We start from the raw sequence: 16,372 nt of genomic DNA on the forward strand, positions 1-16,372 counted from the left end.
TAAAATTATAATGACGGATTTTACTTTGTAGCATGGACAAAATGAATAATGAATTTAAATGTAAAAGAATTTTTATAATGAAATAAAAAAGGAGTGGAAGAAATGGAAAAGAAAACAATGGGAATCCATCATATTACAGCGATTGTAGGGCATCCACAAGAAAATGTAGACTTTTATGCTGGTGTATTGGGGTTACGTTTAGTGAAACAAACAGTGAATTTTGATGATCCAGGTACGTACCATCTTTATTTTGGAAATGAAGGAGGAAAGCCTGGAACAATTATTACGTTTTTCCCATGGGCAGGTGCTCGTCAAGGTATTATTGGAGATGGTCAAGTAGGAATTACGTCTTACGTTGTACCAAAAGGTGCAATGGAGTTTTGGGAAAATAGATTAGAAAAATTCGATGTTTCGTATACAAAAATGACTCGTTTTGGAGAGCAGTATTTAGAATTTGATGATCCGCATGGTTTGCATATAGAATTAGTTGAAAGAGAAAAAGGCGAATTAAATAATTGGAGTTTTGGAGAAGTTACACCAGAAGTAGCAATTAAAGGGTTTGGAGGTGCTGTTCTTTTATCTACACAGCCTCAAAAAACAGCTGAATTATTAGAACATATTATGGGTCTTGAGAAAATTGGAGAAGAGGGTGAATTTGTTCGATTCCGTTCTTCTGCTGACATTGGAAATATTATTGATTTGAAATTATCAACAATCGGTCGTGGCCAAATGGGCGTTGGCACAGTTCATCATATTGCCTGGAGAGCGAGTGACGATGCTGATCAGCTAGACTGGAAAGAGCATGTGTCGCGTTTTGGATATCACGTAACTCCTGTACAAGATCGAAATTATTTTAACGCGATTTATTTTAGAGAACATGGTGAAATCTTATTTGAAATTGCAACAGATCCTCCTGGTTTCGCTCATGATGAATCGTTAGAGACGATGGGTGAGGAATTAAAGTTACCGGAACAATATGAACAACATAGAAAACAGATTGAACAAACGCTTTTACCATTTGAAGTGAGAAATTTAGATTAAAGTGATTGAAGGGGGAACAGGATTATGATGAAACATGTTTTTCAAAAAGGAAAAGATACGTCAAAACCAGTATTGTTATTACTTCATGGTACAGGTGGTAATGAATTAGATTTACTACCACTTGCAGAAATAGTTGATCCGGAAGCGTCGGTATTAAGCGTTAGGGGAAATGTGTTAGAGAATGGGATGCCGCGTTTCTTCCGCCGATTAGCAGAGGGCATTTTTGATGAAGAGGATTTAATTTTCCGTACGAAGGAATTAAATGAATTTTTAGATGAAGCGGCTAAAGAATATAAATTCGATAGAAATAACATTGTAGCTATCGGTTATTCGAATGGGGCAAATATCGCAGCAAGCTTATTATTCCATTACGAAAATGCATTGAAAGGTGCTGTACTTCATCACCCAATGGTACCAAGAAGAGGAATGCAATTAGCAAATTTAGCAGGTAAATTTGTGTTTATTGCTGCTGGGACAAATGATCCAATTTGTTCATCAGCAGAGTCAGAGGAATTGAAGATACTATTAGAAAATGCAAACGCGAATGTAACAATGCATTGGGAAAATCGAGGGCATCAATTAACGATGGGTGAAGTAGAAAAAGCAAAAGAGTGGTATGACAAAGTATTTTAAAAAAGAAGCATCTGCTAACGATTAGCAGATGCTTCTTTTTTATTTAAGACTGGATTGCAAGATGAGATGAAGAAAGTGGTAGCTCAATATCAACAATTGTACCTTTATTTAATTCGCTTGAAATGTGTAATTTACCATGATGTTCTTCAATTATTTTGTAACACATCATTAATCCTAGTCCTGTGCCTTTTTCTTTTAAACTATAAAAAGGTTCGCCTAGACGGGAGATACGATCTTCTGGAATGCCACAACCTTCATCGATAATTCGTATTAAGATGAAATTATCCTCTAATGGTTTTGTTTGGATGAAAATATTTCCGCCATTTGGCATCGCTTCTATCGCATTTTTTAATATGTTTATAAAAACTTGTTTTAATTGGTTACCGTCACATTGAATATCATATACGTAATCAAAATGATCCATGATGATATGAACGCTATGCATAATTGCAGTCGGTAAAATAAATGTAACTACCTCTTCAATTAAAGTTTGTATGCTACAAGTTTGGATAGATAATACTTGTGGCTTAGACATCGCCATAAATTGACTCGTGATGGATTCCATTTGTGAAATTTCACTTAACATAACATCGATATACCATTTTTGCTCCTCATTTATTTCAGGGAGGAGCAATGTTAGAAAACCCTTTAGGGAAGTGAGTGGATTCCGAATTTCATGGGCAATTCCAGCTGTCAGTTGTCCGACTACTGCGAGCTTCTCAGATTTTCGTAGTAACTTTTCAGTTTCTTTTAGCTCAGTAACATCTCTCCCCATCACGATAAGACCTTTGCGAGAACCATCAGGATGATAAAGCGGAACTTTTGATATACTTAAGATTAAATCGAAATCATCTCTATGTATAATAAATTCCTCGCCATGAAGAATTTGTCTTTTTTGCCATGCTAGTTCATCGACTTCTTCACAATGTAAAAAAGCTTCTCGGTATGCTTCATTATATTGAATGAGTTCGCTATCTTTTTTCCCGTGGTAAGGTACATGATGGAAGTTGAAGCAAGAAAGTGCGTAGTCATTTGCCTCAAGCCAGCGCCCTTCATGATCTTTAAATATAACAAACGCAGGCATGGAGTTTACTAATGTACGTAATCTCTTCTCACTTTCTTTTAGCATATTCTCAATTCTTTCTGATTTTTCAAGTGGCTTCATAATAGCGTATACACCAGTAAGACGATTTTGAACAAAAATAGGAACTAGTTTTGTCACAACATCTAATAAGAATCCATTTTTATGATAAATAGATAAGATATACTCTTGTTGATTATCCGCTTCAGTATTCTTTATATTTTGTAATACTTGCTCAGAAATATGGGCTCCTAAAATAGAGGTAATATTTTTCTGTTCTAATTCTAAAGAAGTGTAACCTAATATTCTTTCGGCAGAAGGATTTATATGTAGAATAACTCCTTCTAAGTTTAATGAAATAATACTATCAGGATTATGTTCGAACAGAGATGCGTACATTTCTGTTAATGAACGATCTTGTATATGGTTTCGCAAACGTCTAGAAATGTTCGGATGACGTTTTTTTTGAGTTGGTGAATATTTTTTACGACTCATAATAGTTCCTCCGTACAAATAGCATCTAAAAAGATTTGTCTATTCATAACTATAATATAGATGTGATGTGTATTTCTATAAAAAATGGAAGTTATAGAATAAATTTTGTTTTTTTATTTTTTTGCAAAGTGAATGCAGGATGGTAATAAGGGGAGCTTATATTGTTTTATAACCCTTTTGTAAGTTACAGACGGCTGTTTTCCGTATAACATTAGGGTAGAGGAGGGGGAGAGAAAATGAAAAATTATATTCAAGGGATTGATCACGTGCAAGTAGCTGCACCTGTAGAGTGTGAAGAAGAGGCGCGTGATTTTTATGGGAATAAAATTGGTATGGTAGAAATTCCAAAGCCAGAAGAGTTGAAAAAACGAGGTGGATGTTGGTTTAAATGTGGAAATCAAGAAATCCATATTGGTGTCGAGCGGAACTTTACACCAGCTAAAAAGGCTCATCCAGCTTTTTATGTGAATGAAATTAATGAATTTAAGCAAACACTTATAGAGCAAGGTGTAAAAGTGATTGATGATTATGCACGGCCAGATGTAATTCGATTTTACGTATCAGACCCGTTTGGAAACAGAATTGAATTTATGCAAAATAAAGACTAGGTGTATTCCCACCTAGTCTTTAACTTCTTCTGAAAAGTCCTAACACTTCTACAGTTTCTGTAATATTAACGAATGCATTCGGGTCAATTTCAGAAATTGTAAGTTTCATACTTGCTAATTCTTCACGAGAAACGACCGTCATAAGTACACGCTTTTTCTCGCTTGAATAAGCGCCTTCGCCATCAAGTAACGTTATTCCACGTACAACAGTTGAAAGAAGCTGTTTTTTCATTTTTTCTGCTTCATTTGTTACAATCATAAGTGTAACTTTACGATGTTTTGTATGAACAGCATCAATTACTTTACCAGTTACATAAATTGAAAGTAAGCTTGTAAGTGCAACATCCCAGGTGAAGAAGAATCCTGCGATTATTACAACGACTGCATTTAAAATAATAAGGAATCCGCCAAGTTTAATGTCTCGCTTGCGGGATAAAAGCATACCGATAATATCAAATCCACCAGTGGATCCATTACAGTTAAAAACAAGACCAATACCAGCTCCGGCGATGACACCTCCGAAGATAGAAGATAACAATGGATCTGTTGCTACGACTTTTACTGGAACGTAGTATAATGCAACAGATAATACAACTACAGAGACAACTGTGTTAAAAATTACTTTTTTTCCAAGGCCTATGTACCCTAAAATAAGGATAGGTAAGTTTAATACAAAGTTAATAATACCTGTGTTTACAGGGGTTACAATCCCTAAAATAATAGCAATTCCGCCAATTCCACTACTTAAAATTTTGTGGGGGATAAGGAAAAGATTAAAGGCAACCGCAATAATAATAGAACCGATAATAACACCAAGGAATCTGACCATTTCTTTCCCGTCCTTCACTGAAAAATTCATATTATTTCAAGATTATATATGATATTGAAAGTTTTGGGTAAAAACAGTTTATTTTGGTAAATTAGATTAATCGAAAGAATTTGAGTATTTTATCATTTGAAAGGGGATACAGTTGTGAAGATAAAAACATATCAACAGAAAAGCCCGTTGAAGCAAGAATGTGAGGATTCTTATTTTTGTAATAAAGATAAAAAGATTTATGGTGTATGTGACGGTGCAACACCACTTGTCCCGTTTCGCGATGAAAATGGACATAATGGAGCATACATCGCTTCGCATTTATTTGCAAATTATTTTACTGCATTACGAGAGAATCATAGTTTACAATTTGCAGTTGCCAAAGCAAATGAAGCATTACAAAGCAAAATGTTAGAATATGAAGTAGACACGAGAAAAAAAGAGCATTTGTGGTGCACATGTATCGCGGCAGTTCAAATAGTTGGTGAGAAAATTGAATATGCGCAGCTTGGGGACTGTATGATTGTCGCAACTTTTCAAAATGGAACGATGCAAGTATTAACGAAAGACACAGTTGAAGGAATTAGTAAACGAGCAAAAAGGAAGAGGGAAGAAGATCGTAAGAAAGGTTTATCTGTGCCGGAAGAACCTGTTTTTCAAGATGTTCGAGAACAATTAAAGTACAATCGTTATCTTGCAAATATGCCAAATGGTTACTCAGTTGCAAATGGAATGAAAGAAGCGATACATTATTTACAACATGGTGAATTACATACAGATGAAGTGAGTGGAATTTTTATTTGTTCAGACGGGTTATTTCACCCAGATTGGTCATTAGAACAAACTGTTGCATATATAAGAAAGAATAGTATAAACGAATATGTAGCAATCATTGAAGAGCTAGAAGCGGAAAAGAGAATAAGGCCAGATGATAAAACGATTATTATGATTGATTTTTAAGAGGAGGCAGTTCAAATGGAAATTAAATATGTCAATCTAACATTTCAAGATGAATTAGTTCCTTTAGAAAAAGTAAATCAACTGATTATCCACCATACAGCTGAAGATGGATGGGACGTGTATAAAACGCATGAATTTCATCAAACTGTAAGAGGGTGGAGCGGGATTGGTTACAACTATTTTATCGAAAAGGACGGAACTGTAGTGGAAGGGCGAGGTTTACATATTGGAGCGCACGCGAAAGACCATAACCGCCATACAATTGGAATATGTATGACGGGAAATTTCGATAAATACGATCCAACTCCTGCACAAGTGAATGCATTATATTCTTTATGCAAAATGTTTATGAAGCAATTTGCTATAAAGAAAGAAAATATACTAGGTCATAGGGAGTTAGAAGGAGTTACAAAAAGCTGTCCTGGTAATCGTTTTTCTATGGTAGAGTTAAGGAAGATATTATCTTAAATATAGAGGAGTAACAACGATGATGAATATAAAAATACCAAATGATAAAAAAGAAGAACTTGTAGCGCAAATTCAGCAATTTTTCGTTGAAGAAGATTTAGATGAAATTGGACGTTTCCAAGCAGAGCGTTTAATAGAAGAAATGGTTAAATTAGTTGGACCATTTGCATACAATCAAGCAATTGGAGATGCAAGAAAGCTTGTAAGTGAGAAATTAACGAATATCGAAGAAGATTTATACGTGTTAGAGAAGAATGAAGGAAAATAAAAAAAGAGCCGATGGGCTCTTTTTTTATTTGATTGATAGCAAAAAAACATAGGGAAAACACGGAAAAGACATTGAAAATACACCTTTTATTTTTAGAATATTCTTAGTTTTAAAATACTTCAGAAAGGAAGATTGTAATGAGATTAACGCCAAGAGAAATTGATAAACTGCTAGTAGTTGTTGCGGCTGATTTAGCTTATCGACGAAAGGAGAGGGGGCTTAAGTTAAACTATCCAGAAAGTATCGCTATTATTACGTATGAAATTTTGGAAGGAGCAAGAGATGGTAAAAATGTAGCGGAATTAATGGAACTTGGAAAAACCATTTTAAGTGCTGAAGATGTTATGGATGGTATTGCAGACATGATATCAGATATTCAAGTTGAGGCAACTTTTCCTGATGGAACAAAATTAGTAACTATTCATCAGCCAATTCATTAAAGGAAGTGAATGTTATGATTCCAGGGCAATATATCCTTGCGAAAGAAGACATAGTATGTAATGGAAATAAAAAAGCAATGAAAGTCAAAGTGATAAATCAGGGAGATAGACCCATTCAAATTGGATCTCATTACCACTTTTATGAAGTGAATGAGGCGTTAAAATTCAATCGCAGTGTAGCAATTGGACAACATTTAAATATTCCAGCAGGTACAGCGGTAAGATTTGAGCCTGGAGATGAAAAAACGATTGAACTAGTTCCATATTCAGGGGAACAAGAAGTATATGGATTTAAAAATAAAGTGGATGGCGATATTCAATCTTACACAAAAAGAGGGAGATAGCATGAGTTTTAAGATGTCACGTAAACAATATGCTGATTTATATGGTCCAACTACAGGAGATTCTATTCGTTTAGCGGATACACAATTATTCGCACATGTTGATCGAAATGCCACTGTATATGGTGATGAAGCTGTCTTTGGTGGAGGAAAATCAATTAGGGATGGTATGGGACAAAATTCACAACTTACAAGAGAACAGGGGGTTGTGGATGTTGTTATTACGAATGCAATTATTATTGATTATACGGGAGTATATAAAGCGGATATTGGTATAAAAGATGGGAAGATTTCAGCAATTGGTAAGAGTGGTAATCCTTCAGTTATGGATAATATTGATATCATCATTGGAACATCAACGGAAGTAATTTCTGGTGAGCGGAAAATCGTTACAGCTGGAGGTATTGATACACATGTGCATTTCATATCCCCACAACAAATTGATACGGCATTGGCTTCAGGTATAACAACTTTAATTGGTGGGGGAACAGGACCGGCAGAAGGGACTAAGGCAACTACAATAACACCTGGATCTTGGAATTTAAGAAAAATGCTAGAAGCAGCAGAAGCTTTTCCTATAAATCTTGGATTTTTAGGGAAAGGAAATAGTTCAAGTTTACCTGCCCTGGAAGAACAAATATTTGCAGGGGCTATCGGATTGAAAATCCATGAAGATTGGGGAGCAACTTCGTCAGCAATTAATCACTCGTTACAGATTGCTGATAAATATGATATTCAAGTCGCTATTCATACGGATACGTTAAACGAATGTGGTTTTGTGGAAGAAACGATAAAAGCTATTGATAATCGTGTTATTCATACGTACCACACTGAAGGAGCTGGAGGTGGGCATGCACCAGATATTATAAAGATTGCTGCGCTGAATAATATTTTACCATCATCAACGAACCCGACCTTGCCATATACAGTGAATACGCTGGATGAACATTTAGATATGCTCATGGTATGTCATCATTTAAAAGCGAATATTCCAGAAGATGTAATGTTTGCAGATTCAAGGATTCGAAAAGAAACAATCGCGGCAGAGGATATTTTGCAAGATTTAGGGGTTTTCAGCATGATTAGCTCTGACTCACAGGCGATGGGAAGGGTTGGAGAGGTTATTATTCGCAATTGGCAAACCGCCGATAAAATGAAAAAGCAGATTGGTAGTTTAGAGGGAGATAAAGAATATAACGATAATAATAGAATTCAACGTTATATAGCTAAGTATACAATTAATCCAGCTATTACACATGGGATTTCAGAATACGTGGGCTCTATTGAAATAGGAAAGTATGCAGACCTTGTAATATGGGATCCACAATTTTTCGGTGTTAAGCCAGATATGGTTTTGAAAAACGGAATGGTAGTGATGGCATTAATGGGAGACGAGAATGCTTCAATTCCTACCCCACAACCATATTATGAAAAAAAGATGTTTGGTGCATATGGAAAAGCAGTACAGTCAAGTTCGATTACATTTGTATCGAAAGTAGCTTATGAGAATAATATTAAAGAAAAATTAGGTTTAAATAAAGTTGTATTACCTGTTAAAAATACGAGAGAGATTTCGAAGCAAGATATGAAGCTAAATAATGCAACACCAAAAATTGAAGTAGATCCGCAGACATATGAAGTTAAAGTTGATGGACAAGTAATCACGTGTGAAGCAGTAGATGTACTACCTATGGCTCAAAGATATTTTTTATTTTGATATAACGGGGGAGATAAAATGATTATTGAAAAAATTAATAACAACGTATGCAATATGAATGATTTCTCAAACACAAAAAAGCATCTTGATAAGATATTAATTTCTAGTGAGCTTTTACTGAAGAGAGTTCAGAAATTATATTCAGAATCTGGTTTTGAAATTGGGGTGTCTTTAGATAGTGGAGAAACATTGAAGAACGGTGATATTTTATATGAAGATGAAAATCGAATTGTGTATATTGAAGTATTACCAGAAGAGGTAATTGTAATTACTCCAAAATCAATAAAAGAAATGGGGATTATTGCTCATAACTTAGGGAATAGACATTTACCAGCACAATTCGATGAAGGGTGCATGATTTTGGCGAACGACTACTTAGTAGAAGATTTACTTAAAAAGGAAGGTGTTCCTTATCAAAAAGAAAATAGAGTATTACCAAAACCGTTCAAGCATGCTTCGCACAAACATATTTAACCTACTTAACCTACTCCAAATTAGTGATTCGAACTTCCCAACAGGAAGTTTTAGTCACTCTTTTGGATTAGAAACATTTATTCAAGAGGGACAAGTTACAAATAAAGACGGGTTTTTCAAATGGGTTAATCGATATGTAAAAGTCCAATTAACATACACGGACGGCTTAATTTGCAAATATACTTACGAAGCCATTAAGAATAATGAGGGAGAACAAATTACATTTTTAGATGATTTAATAACAGCACAAACATTGCCTTTTGAATGTAGAAAAGCAAATAGAATGATTAGTAAAAGTACTTCTAAATTATTGTGTGAATTGTTCTCGTTTGTAAATTTAAATATATATAAAGAAAATATTATGGGTAATAAATTACAAGGTCATCCGAGTATTGTATACGGAATATTAGGGGCGGAATTGAAAATGACAATAGAAGAAACGCTCTTAGTTTTCTTATACTCAAGTGTTGGAAGTATAATTCAAAACGGTGTGAGAGCCATTCCTCTTGGACAAACAGATGGTCAAAAACTATTACAAGAATGCCATGAATTAATCTGCGAATCTATTGATAGAATTCAAATACTTTCATTAGAAGATTTTGGATTGAATGATCCTGAATTCGAAATAAATCAAATGCAACATGAAGATGTAAATGTAAGGGTCTTCATGTCATAGGGAGGAAGAATAAAATGATAAAGCCTATTAAAATTGGTATTGGTGGCCCCGTAGGTGCTGGGAAAACCATGTTAGTTGAAAAGTTAACAAAACATCTAAATACAGATTATGAAATTGCAGCAATTACAAACGATATTTATACGAAAGAAGATGCAAAGATTTTATTGAAAACAGGTGTTTTATCAGAAGATAGAATTATTGGTGTAGAGACAGGGGGGTGCCCGCATACAGCAATTCGAGAGGACGCTTCTATGAATTTTGAAGCAATTGAAGAACTCATGATTAGACATAATAATTTAGATATTATTTTTATTGAAAGCGGGGGTGATAATTTAGCTGCCACATTTAGTCCGGAGCTAGTGGATTTTTCAATTTATATTATTGATGTGGCACAGGGAGAAAAGATTCCGCGTAAAGGTGGACAAGGAATGATCAAATCTGATGTATTTGTAATTAATAAAACGGATTTGGCACCTTATGTAGGAGCTAATCTTGGAGTTATGGAGCAGGATACGAAAAATTACCGACATAATAAACCATACTTTTTTACAAATTTGAAGGATGAGGAAGGTTTACAAGAATTAATAAATTGGATGAGACAGAACATTATGTTAGAAGGACTGAAAAAATGAAATCCCCTACAGGTGTCTTAAACATTGATATGATGGAAAAGAGACATAAAACCGTACCTATTAAGGTTTATCATAAAGATGCCTTAAAAGTAACGCAGCCAATATATTTGGATGAGTATGGTAGAGCATATTACTATATTATGAATTCTGGTGGAGGCTATTTAAAAGGAGATTTCTATTCTATAAATATAAATGTTGGTAAAGATGCGAAAACATATATAACAAGCCAATCAGCAACGAAAGTTTACAAGACTCCAAATAGTTATGCTTTGCAAGAATTGAATTTTTATATTGGTGAGAATGCTGTTATGGAGTATTTACCAGACCCGTTAATTATGTACAAGGATGCAGCATATAAGCAAAAAACAAATATATATATGCAAAATAATTCTACATTGATTTTATGCGATTCAGTTACGCCTGGTTGGTCGCCAAATATGGAGAAGTTCACATACCAATATTTTAATTCGTTAACAAAAATATATATGGAAAATAAACTTGTAGTATACGATCATTTATTGCTAAACCCTTTCAAAGAGTCGTTAGATCAAATGGGAATATTAAATCAATATTCCCATTATGGTACTTTCATAGTTATTAATGAGAACATTACAAATGATTTAATTGCAACATTGAAAACATCACTTTCTAACACTAACAATATGAAAATTGGAATATCTTCTACACCATGTAAAGGCTTTGTCATTCGCATACTTAGTCATAATACTGAGGATATGGAGTCTATATTTTTTCAGTGTCATCGTTTTGTTAGAGAGAATTGTCTACATGAAGAATTAACATCCTATCGAAAATATTAAGTAGGAGAAGGGGATACTATGACTAATGTGGGATTATTGTTTGTCGGTGCAGTTCTATTTATGAATTCACTAGCAGCTTTTAAACTTATTGATAGCAAAAGTGTAGGATACTTTAATTTATTTGTAGGGGCATTACAAACTTTGACACCATTATATTTATTATTTACAGGAAGTCAATCCGATGAGTGGACTATCCTATCTAATGGAACTATTTTTTTATTTGGTTTTACTTATTTATATGTTGGTCTTACGAATATATTAAAACTTGATTCTTCAGGTGTAGGTTACTATTCTCTTTGGGTTGCTATCATTGCAACGGTTATGGGAATTGTGAATCAATTACATGAGAGTGGTAGTTTGCAAAGTACAATAATTTGGTTCTTTTGGGCATTCCTTTGGTTTTTATTTTTCCTACAAGATGGATTGAAAAAGAAGATTCATATTTATGTAGGTATTGTTTGCTTCATTGAATCTTGGATTACTGCAACAGTACCAGCTCTGTTAACACTTACAAATCATACCGACGTGTTAAATAATTTTGTAATTATTTTAGCGACTATTATAACGATTTTAGTTTTTATTATGGCACTTTTCTTTTTCAAGAGTATTCAATTTAAAGTAGAAAGGGTTAGTAACTATGTGGAAAAGTGAACTGAAAAAGGCAACCGAATTTTTTGTTATTATTATATTTCTTCATGTGCTTGGAATTTTATTATTATTACCGGCGCTATATAAAGGTAATAGCATAATCGGAATGGCTATTATTGCATATTCTTTAGGGTTGCGTCATGCGTTTGATAGTGATCATATTGTCGCAATTGATAATACTGTTCGGAAATTAATTGAAAAAGGTAAAAACTCACAGGGGGTGGGATTTTACTTCTCATTAGGACACTCTACGGTAGTATTTGCGATGATTGTATTAATTGCTTTAATTGGAAAAACGGCAAAACATGGAATGGAGAGCTTTTCAACTATAGGCGGTATTATCGGTACAATCGTTTCTAGTACATTCCTTATCATTATTGGTCTTACCAATCTGTTGTACCTTATTAAAGTGTTGAGAAGCCACGAGGACAAACAGCCAGAAAATTTAGGGTTTATATATCGTTTCACACAGCGCTTATTTACGTTTATTGATAGTCAGAAGCAATTGTATATAATCGGTTTTTTATTTGGACTTGGTTTTGATACAGCGAGTGAAATTGGATTAATTGCTCTTTCTACAGTAACTGCAACAAGTCAATCTATTCCACTTGTAAGTATATTTGCTTTCCCCGTTTTGTTTGCTGCCGGAATGTCATTGATGGATACATTAGATAGTACATTCATGAATACGAATTATAAGTGGGCAATGGAAAATAGTCGAATAAGAAATTCATATAATGTATTAATTACCTCAATATCTGTTATTACGGCTTTTTTAATAGGGGGATATCAACTATTATCTTTGCTTATTGAAAGCTATAATTTACAGGGCCCGTTTTGGAATCTCATACAAGTAGTTAATTTTGATTATCTGGGTATATGTCTTGTTGCATTCTTTATTATTTCTCTTATTGTTTTTGTTGTATGGAATAGAAATGCCTTTAAAGAACCGCTTACAAAGAGCATAGAGAAATAAAAATATATCATATGTCGTTTGGTTCATTATGTATATAAAGTAAAATAAAAAACACGTTAGATGAAAATTCATCCAACGTGTTTTTTATTATTTATGTTCCTTATATTCATGTACTTTTTCTTTCACATTACCAACTGTATCTTTAGCAGTGCCTTTCACCTTATCCCATTTTCCTTCAGCTTGTAATTTCTTATTGTCAGTTACTTTCCCAACAGCTTCTTTTACTTCGCCTTTTACCTTATCAATGGCACCTTCTACTTTTTCTTTTAAACCGTGTTCATGCTTAGTCATACATTTCTCCTCCTTGTAGTTTGATTAGAATTCTCTTTTCATAGTGCAAGTTGAATGATGTACCTAGTAATAGCGTAACAAATCTAGTTGGAATATTCAAATGATTAATAGGATAGAAAAGGAATTGTCATAAAATGTTTAAAAATGTAACGGAAGGAGAAATAAGGTAAATTATAATATGTCTCTTGCGGTCCATATTGATTTTGTATAAGCAATTTTCATGTGGGCACGTTCCATGTTATTTTGACTGCCGCTACCGAACCTTGCTTGTCCAACTATTAAAGTACAATTGGATTCAATAGCTGTCTTAATTCGCTTTTGAATTAATGCAGTATGACAGCCTTTACGCTGAAATTCTGGCAAAGTAGCAGAAGCAGCTAATGATGCGACACCCTTATTTATATACAGGACACCAATACCAGCAGGGATATTTTGAACTTCAGCTATGAAAAAATGCCATCCTGGTTCATTGTAAAGAATTTCATTATTTTGGCGCACGCTATCTTTTGTAAAGGATGGCATATTAAATCCACATACATAAATGTCTGCAAAAATATCAAACTCATTTTCTTTTAGTTTTCGTATTGTAATATTAGAAGGAAGAAGTGATGAACCCTCTCTCGGTATACTATACAAAGCGGTATGGAAGCTAGATTGATAAAACCCTTTTTGAGATAAGTATTGAAATAATTCAGTTGTACCTTGTGCTGGGGTAATTTCAAAACGACAAGGGATTTGTAGTGATTCATAATAAGAAATGATTGCATCAATCGCATCTGCATTTGTAATACCTTTTACCGTATTAAAAGCAGGACCAGCAATTATTTTTGATGAAAAGGCAGTGGCGCTACCGAATTTTTTCATTTGTACTTGCATGGGGTTTCCGCTTATTGTTTGTAGTCTCTCTAATCTAGAAGAGAGCATATCAATTTCTGCATTTTCAATTTCTGTTGCTATATCGAGTGTTATAACAGTAGTCATAAAATTCCTCCGTTAATAAATATATTTCATAGTACATATACGATTTTTGTTTTGAGATTCCTGTTGAAATGTGAGAGAATAAGAGGTTTTTTGGAAGGGAAATGGAAGTGAGCTGTCGAAGGGAGTGGAAACAGATTAAAGGTGGTGCTCTCATGAAACAAAAAACCGTGCAGACATGCTCTAATTGTGGTTCTCAAAACATAGGAGAAGGTGAGTTTGTCGGATATGCACAAATACGGAAAAAGGAAACGATGTTCACATCTTCACCGGTGGATGCTTATATTTGTACAGATTGCGGGAATATCCTTTTATTAAAAGTACGACATTATGAAAAGTTTAAGCAGAAGCCGTTATAATTATTGAGAAATGGTCATATCCAACGTTGTATACGAAACGACTTATGTTAAGGAAAATGAATATGAGTGATAGTTTACATATATATGAGTATGCTACAGATAAAGAGATGACAACTTTTACTGTATGGGATGCTCATCGATCGTTATGTGACACATATAACTATGTAGAAGAAATTGTGGGGCAATATAATGAAGGGCAAGTAGCACCTCTTGGAATTGTATTAAAAGAGGAGAAGAAACTTATAGGCACGTGTGGATTTATAAAATATGATTTGGTCACACATACAGCAGAAATTGCATACGCCTTATCTCGAAAATATTGGGGAAGAGGATTAGCTACGGAGGCTGCATTAGCTTTTTTCTACTATGGTTTTCATGAGTTGCATCTTAATAGTATTGAAGCGGGATGTGATTCAGAAAATGAAGCATCTGAAAAATTAATGAAACGTTTGAATATGGAGTACGAGTGCACGATTCAAAAGGATATGTTCATTAAAGGTAAGTATCGTGACACGAAAAGATATTGTATATCTCGAGAAAGATATATGGATAAATGAAATATTTCATTTAAAAAACTCCTTTAAATGAATAAAGGAGTTTTTTTATTTTTTATAACAATAATTACCTTTAATTGTTATAATTGGTTGTTAAGGGGTCTTGGTTTATTAACGCCATAATCATAGAAGGAAAATAGCTAAATCGTCTATAAAACCACTAAATAACACAATCGCAACCGTAAGTTGACAAAGTGCAACCCCGGGAAGATAGAGATAAGGGCAATGTCTACATACAATTTAGGTAAGAAAACAAAGGGGGGCACACATATGGGATTTGGTGAAAAGCTTTTTAAATTAAGAAAGGAAAAGGGCTTTTCTCAAGAAGCATTAGCTGAAAAATTAAACACAACAAGGCAAGCGGTTAGTAAATGGGAAAACGGTCAAGGTTTTCCTGAGACTGAAAAGTTAATAATGATTGGAAATGCTTTTGAAGTATCACTCGACTATTTATTAAAAGAAACTGCAGAGCAAAGTAATGAAAATGTGGATGGCTATTACGTAAGTCAGGAAATGGCAGAAGGGTATATAGTGTACGGACAAAAGATTTCAAAATATATAGCGTTAGGGTTTAGTTTGCTTATTTTGTCTACAATACCGTATCTATTATTTAAAGAAAATGCAACAATGTCGACATTTCTTGTCATTATCATTGCTGTTCTTGGAATTGGAGCAATGATGGCACCTGTAACGATAGAAGAGAGTCGATACAATGTATTGAAAAAGGAAGAACTACTATTTGATCAAAACTTTCTAAAAGAATTGACAAAAAGATATGTGATTATTAAGAAGAAGTATGCTGCGGTAATGATCGTTGGATTTTGTTTTATAGCAGCAGGCGCGATCCCGTTTTTGTTTGAGAAAAAGCATATCACTTCAGGGGAATTAGTTCAGTATTATCCGTACTGTGTTGTACTTATTGCTATCGGAGTTTATCTTTTTGTTCGTGTGTTAGGAGTATGGGAGATATATCGAATTTTAGTAGAAAATAAGGAATACAGTAATCGTTTTATTTTTAAACTGAAAAAGAAAGTAAGAAAAAGGTAGATAGTTTATAAAAGATAAAAAACATGTTTCGAATCAATGTATTCAAAACA

General features: G+C 33.9%; 22 protein-coding genes. 18 read left to right on the forward strand and 4 right to left on the reverse strand.

Annotated features, from left to right (window positions below):
- Positions 1–102: 102 nt before the first annotated feature.
- Together ACQGSG_RS07610 and ACQGSG_RS07615 are read left to right on the forward strand one after the other, a co-directional pair.
- The gene (locus tag ACQGSG_RS07610) at positions 103–1,041 is read left to right on the forward strand and encodes a ring-cleaving dioxygenase (RefSeq protein WP_000412731.1); all 939 of its coding nucleotides are present in this window, start codon (positions 103–105) and stop codon (positions 1,039–1,041) included.
- Between the two features lie 24 nt (positions 1,042–1,065).
- A complete protein-coding gene (locus ACQGSG_RS07615) occupies positions 1,066–1,674 on the forward strand; it encodes an alpha/beta hydrolase (RefSeq protein WP_000975483.1) in 609 nt (202 codons plus the stop codon).
- 43 nt (positions 1,675–1,717) lie between these two features.
- Here the strand turns inward: ACQGSG_RS07615 and ACQGSG_RS07620 are convergent, their stop codons facing one another.
- On the reverse strand, positions 1,718–3,250 hold the full coding sequence (locus ACQGSG_RS07620) for a BA3702 family sensor histidine kinase (RefSeq protein ID WP_325842485.1): 1,533 nt from the start codon (positions 3,248–3,250) through the stop codon (positions 1,718–1,720).
- A 236-nt stretch (positions 3,251–3,486) separates the two neighbouring features.
- On the opposite strand from ACQGSG_RS07620, the gene ACQGSG_RS07625 reads away from it, so the two are divergent.
- Positions 3,487–3,858, forward strand: coding sequence for a VOC family protein (locus tag ACQGSG_RS07625; protein WP_000800767.1), 372 nt, complete (start codon positions 3,487–3,489; stop codon positions 3,856–3,858).
- A gap of 19 nt (positions 3,859–3,877) precedes the next feature.
- Here the strand turns inward: ACQGSG_RS07625 and ACQGSG_RS07630 are convergent, their stop codons facing one another.
- Positions 3,878–4,687, reverse strand: coding sequence for a YitT family protein (locus tag ACQGSG_RS07630; RefSeq protein WP_000251344.1), 810 nt, complete (start codon positions 4,685–4,687; stop codon positions 3,878–3,880).
- Positions 4,688–4,813: 126 nt separating this feature from the next.
- On the opposite strand from ACQGSG_RS07630, the gene ACQGSG_RS07635 reads away from it, so the two are divergent.
- From ACQGSG_RS07635 to ACQGSG_RS07690, 12 genes are all read left to right on the forward strand, one after another.
- A complete protein-coding gene (locus ACQGSG_RS07635; protein WP_002062026.1) occupies positions 4,814–5,635 on the forward strand; it encodes a protein phosphatase 2C domain-containing protein in 822 nt (273 codons plus the stop codon).
- A gap of 15 nt (positions 5,636–5,650) precedes the next feature.
- Entirely contained in the window at positions 5,651–6,103 is a 453-nt protein-coding gene (locus ACQGSG_RS07640) for a peptidoglycan recognition protein family protein (protein WP_000404192.1), read from the forward strand.
- Positions 6,104–6,122: 19 nt separating this feature from the next.
- Positions 6,123–6,371: a DUF2164 domain-containing protein gene (locus ACQGSG_RS07645; RefSeq protein WP_000981075.1), complete on the forward strand. Its 249-nt coding sequence runs from the start codon at positions 6,123–6,125 to the stop codon at positions 6,369–6,371.
- Between the two features lie 137 nt (positions 6,372–6,508).
- Positions 6,509–6,811: an urease subunit gamma gene (locus ACQGSG_RS07650; RefSeq protein WP_001241328.1), complete on the forward strand. Its 303-nt coding sequence runs from the start codon at positions 6,509–6,511 to the stop codon at positions 6,809–6,811.
- A 14-nt stretch (positions 6,812–6,825) separates the two neighbouring features.
- Complete coding sequence (locus ACQGSG_RS07655; protein WP_000612160.1) at positions 6,826–7,155, forward strand: urease subunit beta; 330 nt, start codon at positions 6,826–6,828, stop codon at positions 7,153–7,155.
- A 1-nt stretch (position 7,156) separates the two neighbouring features.
- A complete protein-coding gene (gene ureC, locus ACQGSG_RS07660; protein WP_098877469.1) occupies positions 7,157–8,869 on the forward strand; it encodes an urease subunit alpha in 1,713 nt (570 codons plus the stop codon).
- 18 nt (positions 8,870–8,887) lie between these two features.
- Positions 8,888–9,343 carry an urease accessory protein UreE gene (locus tag ACQGSG_RS07665; RefSeq protein ID WP_000582805.1) on the forward strand — a complete coding sequence of 152 codons (456 nt, stop codon included), beginning with the start codon at positions 8,888–8,890 and terminating at the stop codon, positions 9,341–9,343.
- Positions 9,321–10,019: an urease accessory protein UreF gene (locus tag ACQGSG_RS07670; RefSeq protein ID WP_000946573.1), complete on the forward strand. Its 699-nt coding sequence runs from the start codon at positions 9,321–9,323 to the stop codon at positions 10,017–10,019. Before ACQGSG_RS07665 ends, ACQGSG_RS07670 begins: the two co-directional genes overlap by 23 nt.
- Positions 10,020–10,033: 14 nt before the next feature.
- The gene (gene ureG, locus ACQGSG_RS07675) at positions 10,034–10,651 is read left to right on the forward strand and encodes an urease accessory protein UreG (protein WP_000594928.1); all 618 of its coding nucleotides are present in this window, start codon (positions 10,034–10,036) and stop codon (positions 10,649–10,651) included.
- A complete protein-coding gene (locus tag ACQGSG_RS07680) occupies positions 10,648–11,469 on the forward strand; it encodes an urease accessory protein UreD (RefSeq protein WP_098877468.1) in 822 nt (273 codons plus the stop codon). Before ureG ends, ACQGSG_RS07680 begins: the two co-directional genes overlap by 4 nt.
- An 18-nt stretch (positions 11,470–11,487) precedes the next feature.
- Positions 11,488–12,120 (forward strand): AmiS/UreI family transporter, encoded by a 633-nt coding sequence (locus tag ACQGSG_RS07685; protein ID WP_000185993.1) that lies wholly within the window; start codon positions 11,488–11,490, stop codon positions 12,118–12,120.
- Positions 12,107–13,093 carry a HoxN/HupN/NixA family nickel/cobalt transporter gene (locus ACQGSG_RS07690; RefSeq protein WP_098877467.1) on the forward strand — a complete coding sequence of 329 codons (987 nt, stop codon included), beginning with the start codon at positions 12,107–12,109 and terminating at the stop codon, positions 13,091–13,093. The genes ACQGSG_RS07685 and ACQGSG_RS07690 overlap by 14 nt, the downstream gene beginning before the upstream one ends.
- Before the next feature lie 87 nt (positions 13,094–13,180).
- Here the strand turns inward: ACQGSG_RS07690 and ACQGSG_RS07695 are convergent, their stop codons facing one another.
- Together ACQGSG_RS07695 and ACQGSG_RS07700 are read right to left on the reverse strand one after the other, a co-directional pair.
- On the reverse strand, positions 13,181–13,384 hold the full coding sequence (locus tag ACQGSG_RS07695) for a CsbD family protein (protein ID WP_000160423.1): 204 nt from the start codon (positions 13,382–13,384) through the stop codon (positions 13,181–13,183).
- Between the two features lie 171 nt (positions 13,385–13,555).
- Positions 13,556–14,365 carry a GNAT family N-acetyltransferase gene (locus tag ACQGSG_RS07700; protein WP_061655812.1) on the reverse strand — a complete coding sequence of 270 codons (810 nt, stop codon included), beginning with the start codon at positions 14,363–14,365 and terminating at the stop codon, positions 13,556–13,558.
- A gap of 152 nt (positions 14,366–14,517) precedes the next feature.
- Between ACQGSG_RS07700 and ACQGSG_RS07705 the strand changes: the two genes are divergently transcribed.
- The 3 genes from ACQGSG_RS07705 (at position 14,518) to ACQGSG_RS07715 (ending at position 16,322) form a co-directional block, all read left to right on the forward strand.
- Positions 14,518–14,721, forward strand: a complete 204-nt coding sequence (locus ACQGSG_RS07705; protein ID WP_000810948.1) for a hypothetical protein — start codon at positions 14,518–14,520, stop codon at positions 14,719–14,721.
- Complete coding sequence (locus tag ACQGSG_RS07710; RefSeq protein ID WP_000582844.1) at positions 14,718–15,278, forward strand: GNAT family N-acetyltransferase; 561 nt, start codon at positions 14,718–14,720, stop codon at positions 15,276–15,278. The genes ACQGSG_RS07705 and ACQGSG_RS07710 overlap by 4 nt, the downstream gene beginning before the upstream one ends.
- A gap of 267 nt (positions 15,279–15,545) precedes the next feature.
- A complete protein-coding gene (locus ACQGSG_RS07715) occupies positions 15,546–16,322 on the forward strand; it encodes a helix-turn-helix transcriptional regulator (RefSeq protein ID WP_325842484.1) in 777 nt (258 codons plus the stop codon).
- Positions 16,323–16,372 lie beyond the last annotated feature (50 nt).

Source organism: Bacillus sp. GMa5/1, from assembly GCF_050172015.1.
GTDB classification, from domain to species: domain Bacteria; phylum Bacillota; class Bacilli; order Bacillales; family Bacillaceae_G; genus Bacillus_A; species Bacillus_A cereus.

What these genes read in the sequence shown, in the direction of transcription:
- ACQGSG_RS07610 (WP_000412731.1), top strand. Translation starts at nt 103, where the DNA reads ATGGAAAAGAAAACAATGGGAATCCATCATATTACAGCGATTGTAGGG.
- ACQGSG_RS07615 (WP_000975483.1), top strand. Translation starts at nt 1,066, where the DNA reads ATGATGAAACATGTTTTTCAAAAAGGAAAAGATACGTCAAAACCAGTA.
- ACQGSG_RS07620 (WP_325842485.1), bottom strand. Translation starts at nt 3,250, where the DNA reads ATGAGTCGTAAAAAATATTCACCAACTCAAAAAAAACGTCATCCGAAC.
- ACQGSG_RS07625 (WP_000800767.1), top strand. Translation starts at nt 3,487, where the DNA reads ATGAAAAATTATATTCAAGGGATTGATCACGTGCAAGTAGCTGCACCT.
- ACQGSG_RS07630 (WP_000251344.1), bottom strand. Translation starts at nt 4,687, where the DNA reads ATGGTCAGATTCCTTGGTGTTATTATCGGTTCTATTATTATTGCGGTT.
- ACQGSG_RS07640 (WP_000404192.1), top strand. Translation starts at nt 5,651, where the DNA reads ATGGAAATTAAATATGTCAATCTAACATTTCAAGATGAATTAGTTCCT.
- ACQGSG_RS07645 (WP_000981075.1), top strand. Translation starts at nt 6,123, where the DNA reads ATGATGAATATAAAAATACCAAATGATAAAAAAGAAGAACTTGTAGCG.
- ACQGSG_RS07650 (WP_001241328.1), top strand. Translation starts at nt 6,509, where the DNA reads ATGAGATTAACGCCAAGAGAAATTGATAAACTGCTAGTAGTTGTTGCG.
- ACQGSG_RS07655 (WP_000612160.1), top strand. Translation starts at nt 6,826, where the DNA reads ATGATTCCAGGGCAATATATCCTTGCGAAAGAAGACATAGTATGTAAT.
- ureC (WP_098877469.1), top strand. Translation starts at nt 7,157, where the DNA reads ATGAGTTTTAAGATGTCACGTAAACAATATGCTGATTTATATGGTCCA.
- ACQGSG_RS07665 (WP_000582805.1), top strand. Translation starts at nt 8,888, where the DNA reads ATGATTATTGAAAAAATTAATAACAACGTATGCAATATGAATGATTTC.
- ACQGSG_RS07670 (WP_000946573.1), top strand. Translation starts at nt 9,321, where the DNA reads ATGCTTCGCACAAACATATTTAACCTACTTAACCTACTCCAAATTAGT.
- ureG (WP_000594928.1), top strand. Translation starts at nt 10,034, where the DNA reads ATGATAAAGCCTATTAAAATTGGTATTGGTGGCCCCGTAGGTGCTGGG.
- ACQGSG_RS07680 (WP_098877468.1), top strand. Translation starts at nt 10,648, where the DNA reads ATGAAATCCCCTACAGGTGTCTTAAACATTGATATGATGGAAAAGAGA.
- ACQGSG_RS07685 (WP_000185993.1), top strand. Translation starts at nt 11,488, where the DNA reads ATGACTAATGTGGGATTATTGTTTGTCGGTGCAGTTCTATTTATGAAT.
- ACQGSG_RS07690 (WP_098877467.1), top strand. Translation starts at nt 12,107, where the DNA reads ATGTGGAAAAGTGAACTGAAAAAGGCAACCGAATTTTTTGTTATTATT.
- ACQGSG_RS07695 (WP_000160423.1), bottom strand. Translation starts at nt 13,384, where the DNA reads ATGACTAAGCATGAACACGGTTTAAAAGAAAAAGTAGAAGGTGCCATT.
- ACQGSG_RS07700 (WP_061655812.1), bottom strand. Translation starts at nt 14,365, where the DNA reads ATGACTACTGTTATAACACTCGATATAGCAACAGAAATTGAAAATGCA.
- ACQGSG_RS07705 (WP_000810948.1), top strand. Translation starts at nt 14,518, where the DNA reads ATGAAACAAAAAACCGTGCAGACATGCTCTAATTGTGGTTCTCAAAAC.
- ACQGSG_RS07715 (WP_325842484.1), top strand. Translation starts at nt 15,546, where the DNA reads ATGGGATTTGGTGAAAAGCTTTTTAAATTAAGAAAGGAAAAGGGCTTT.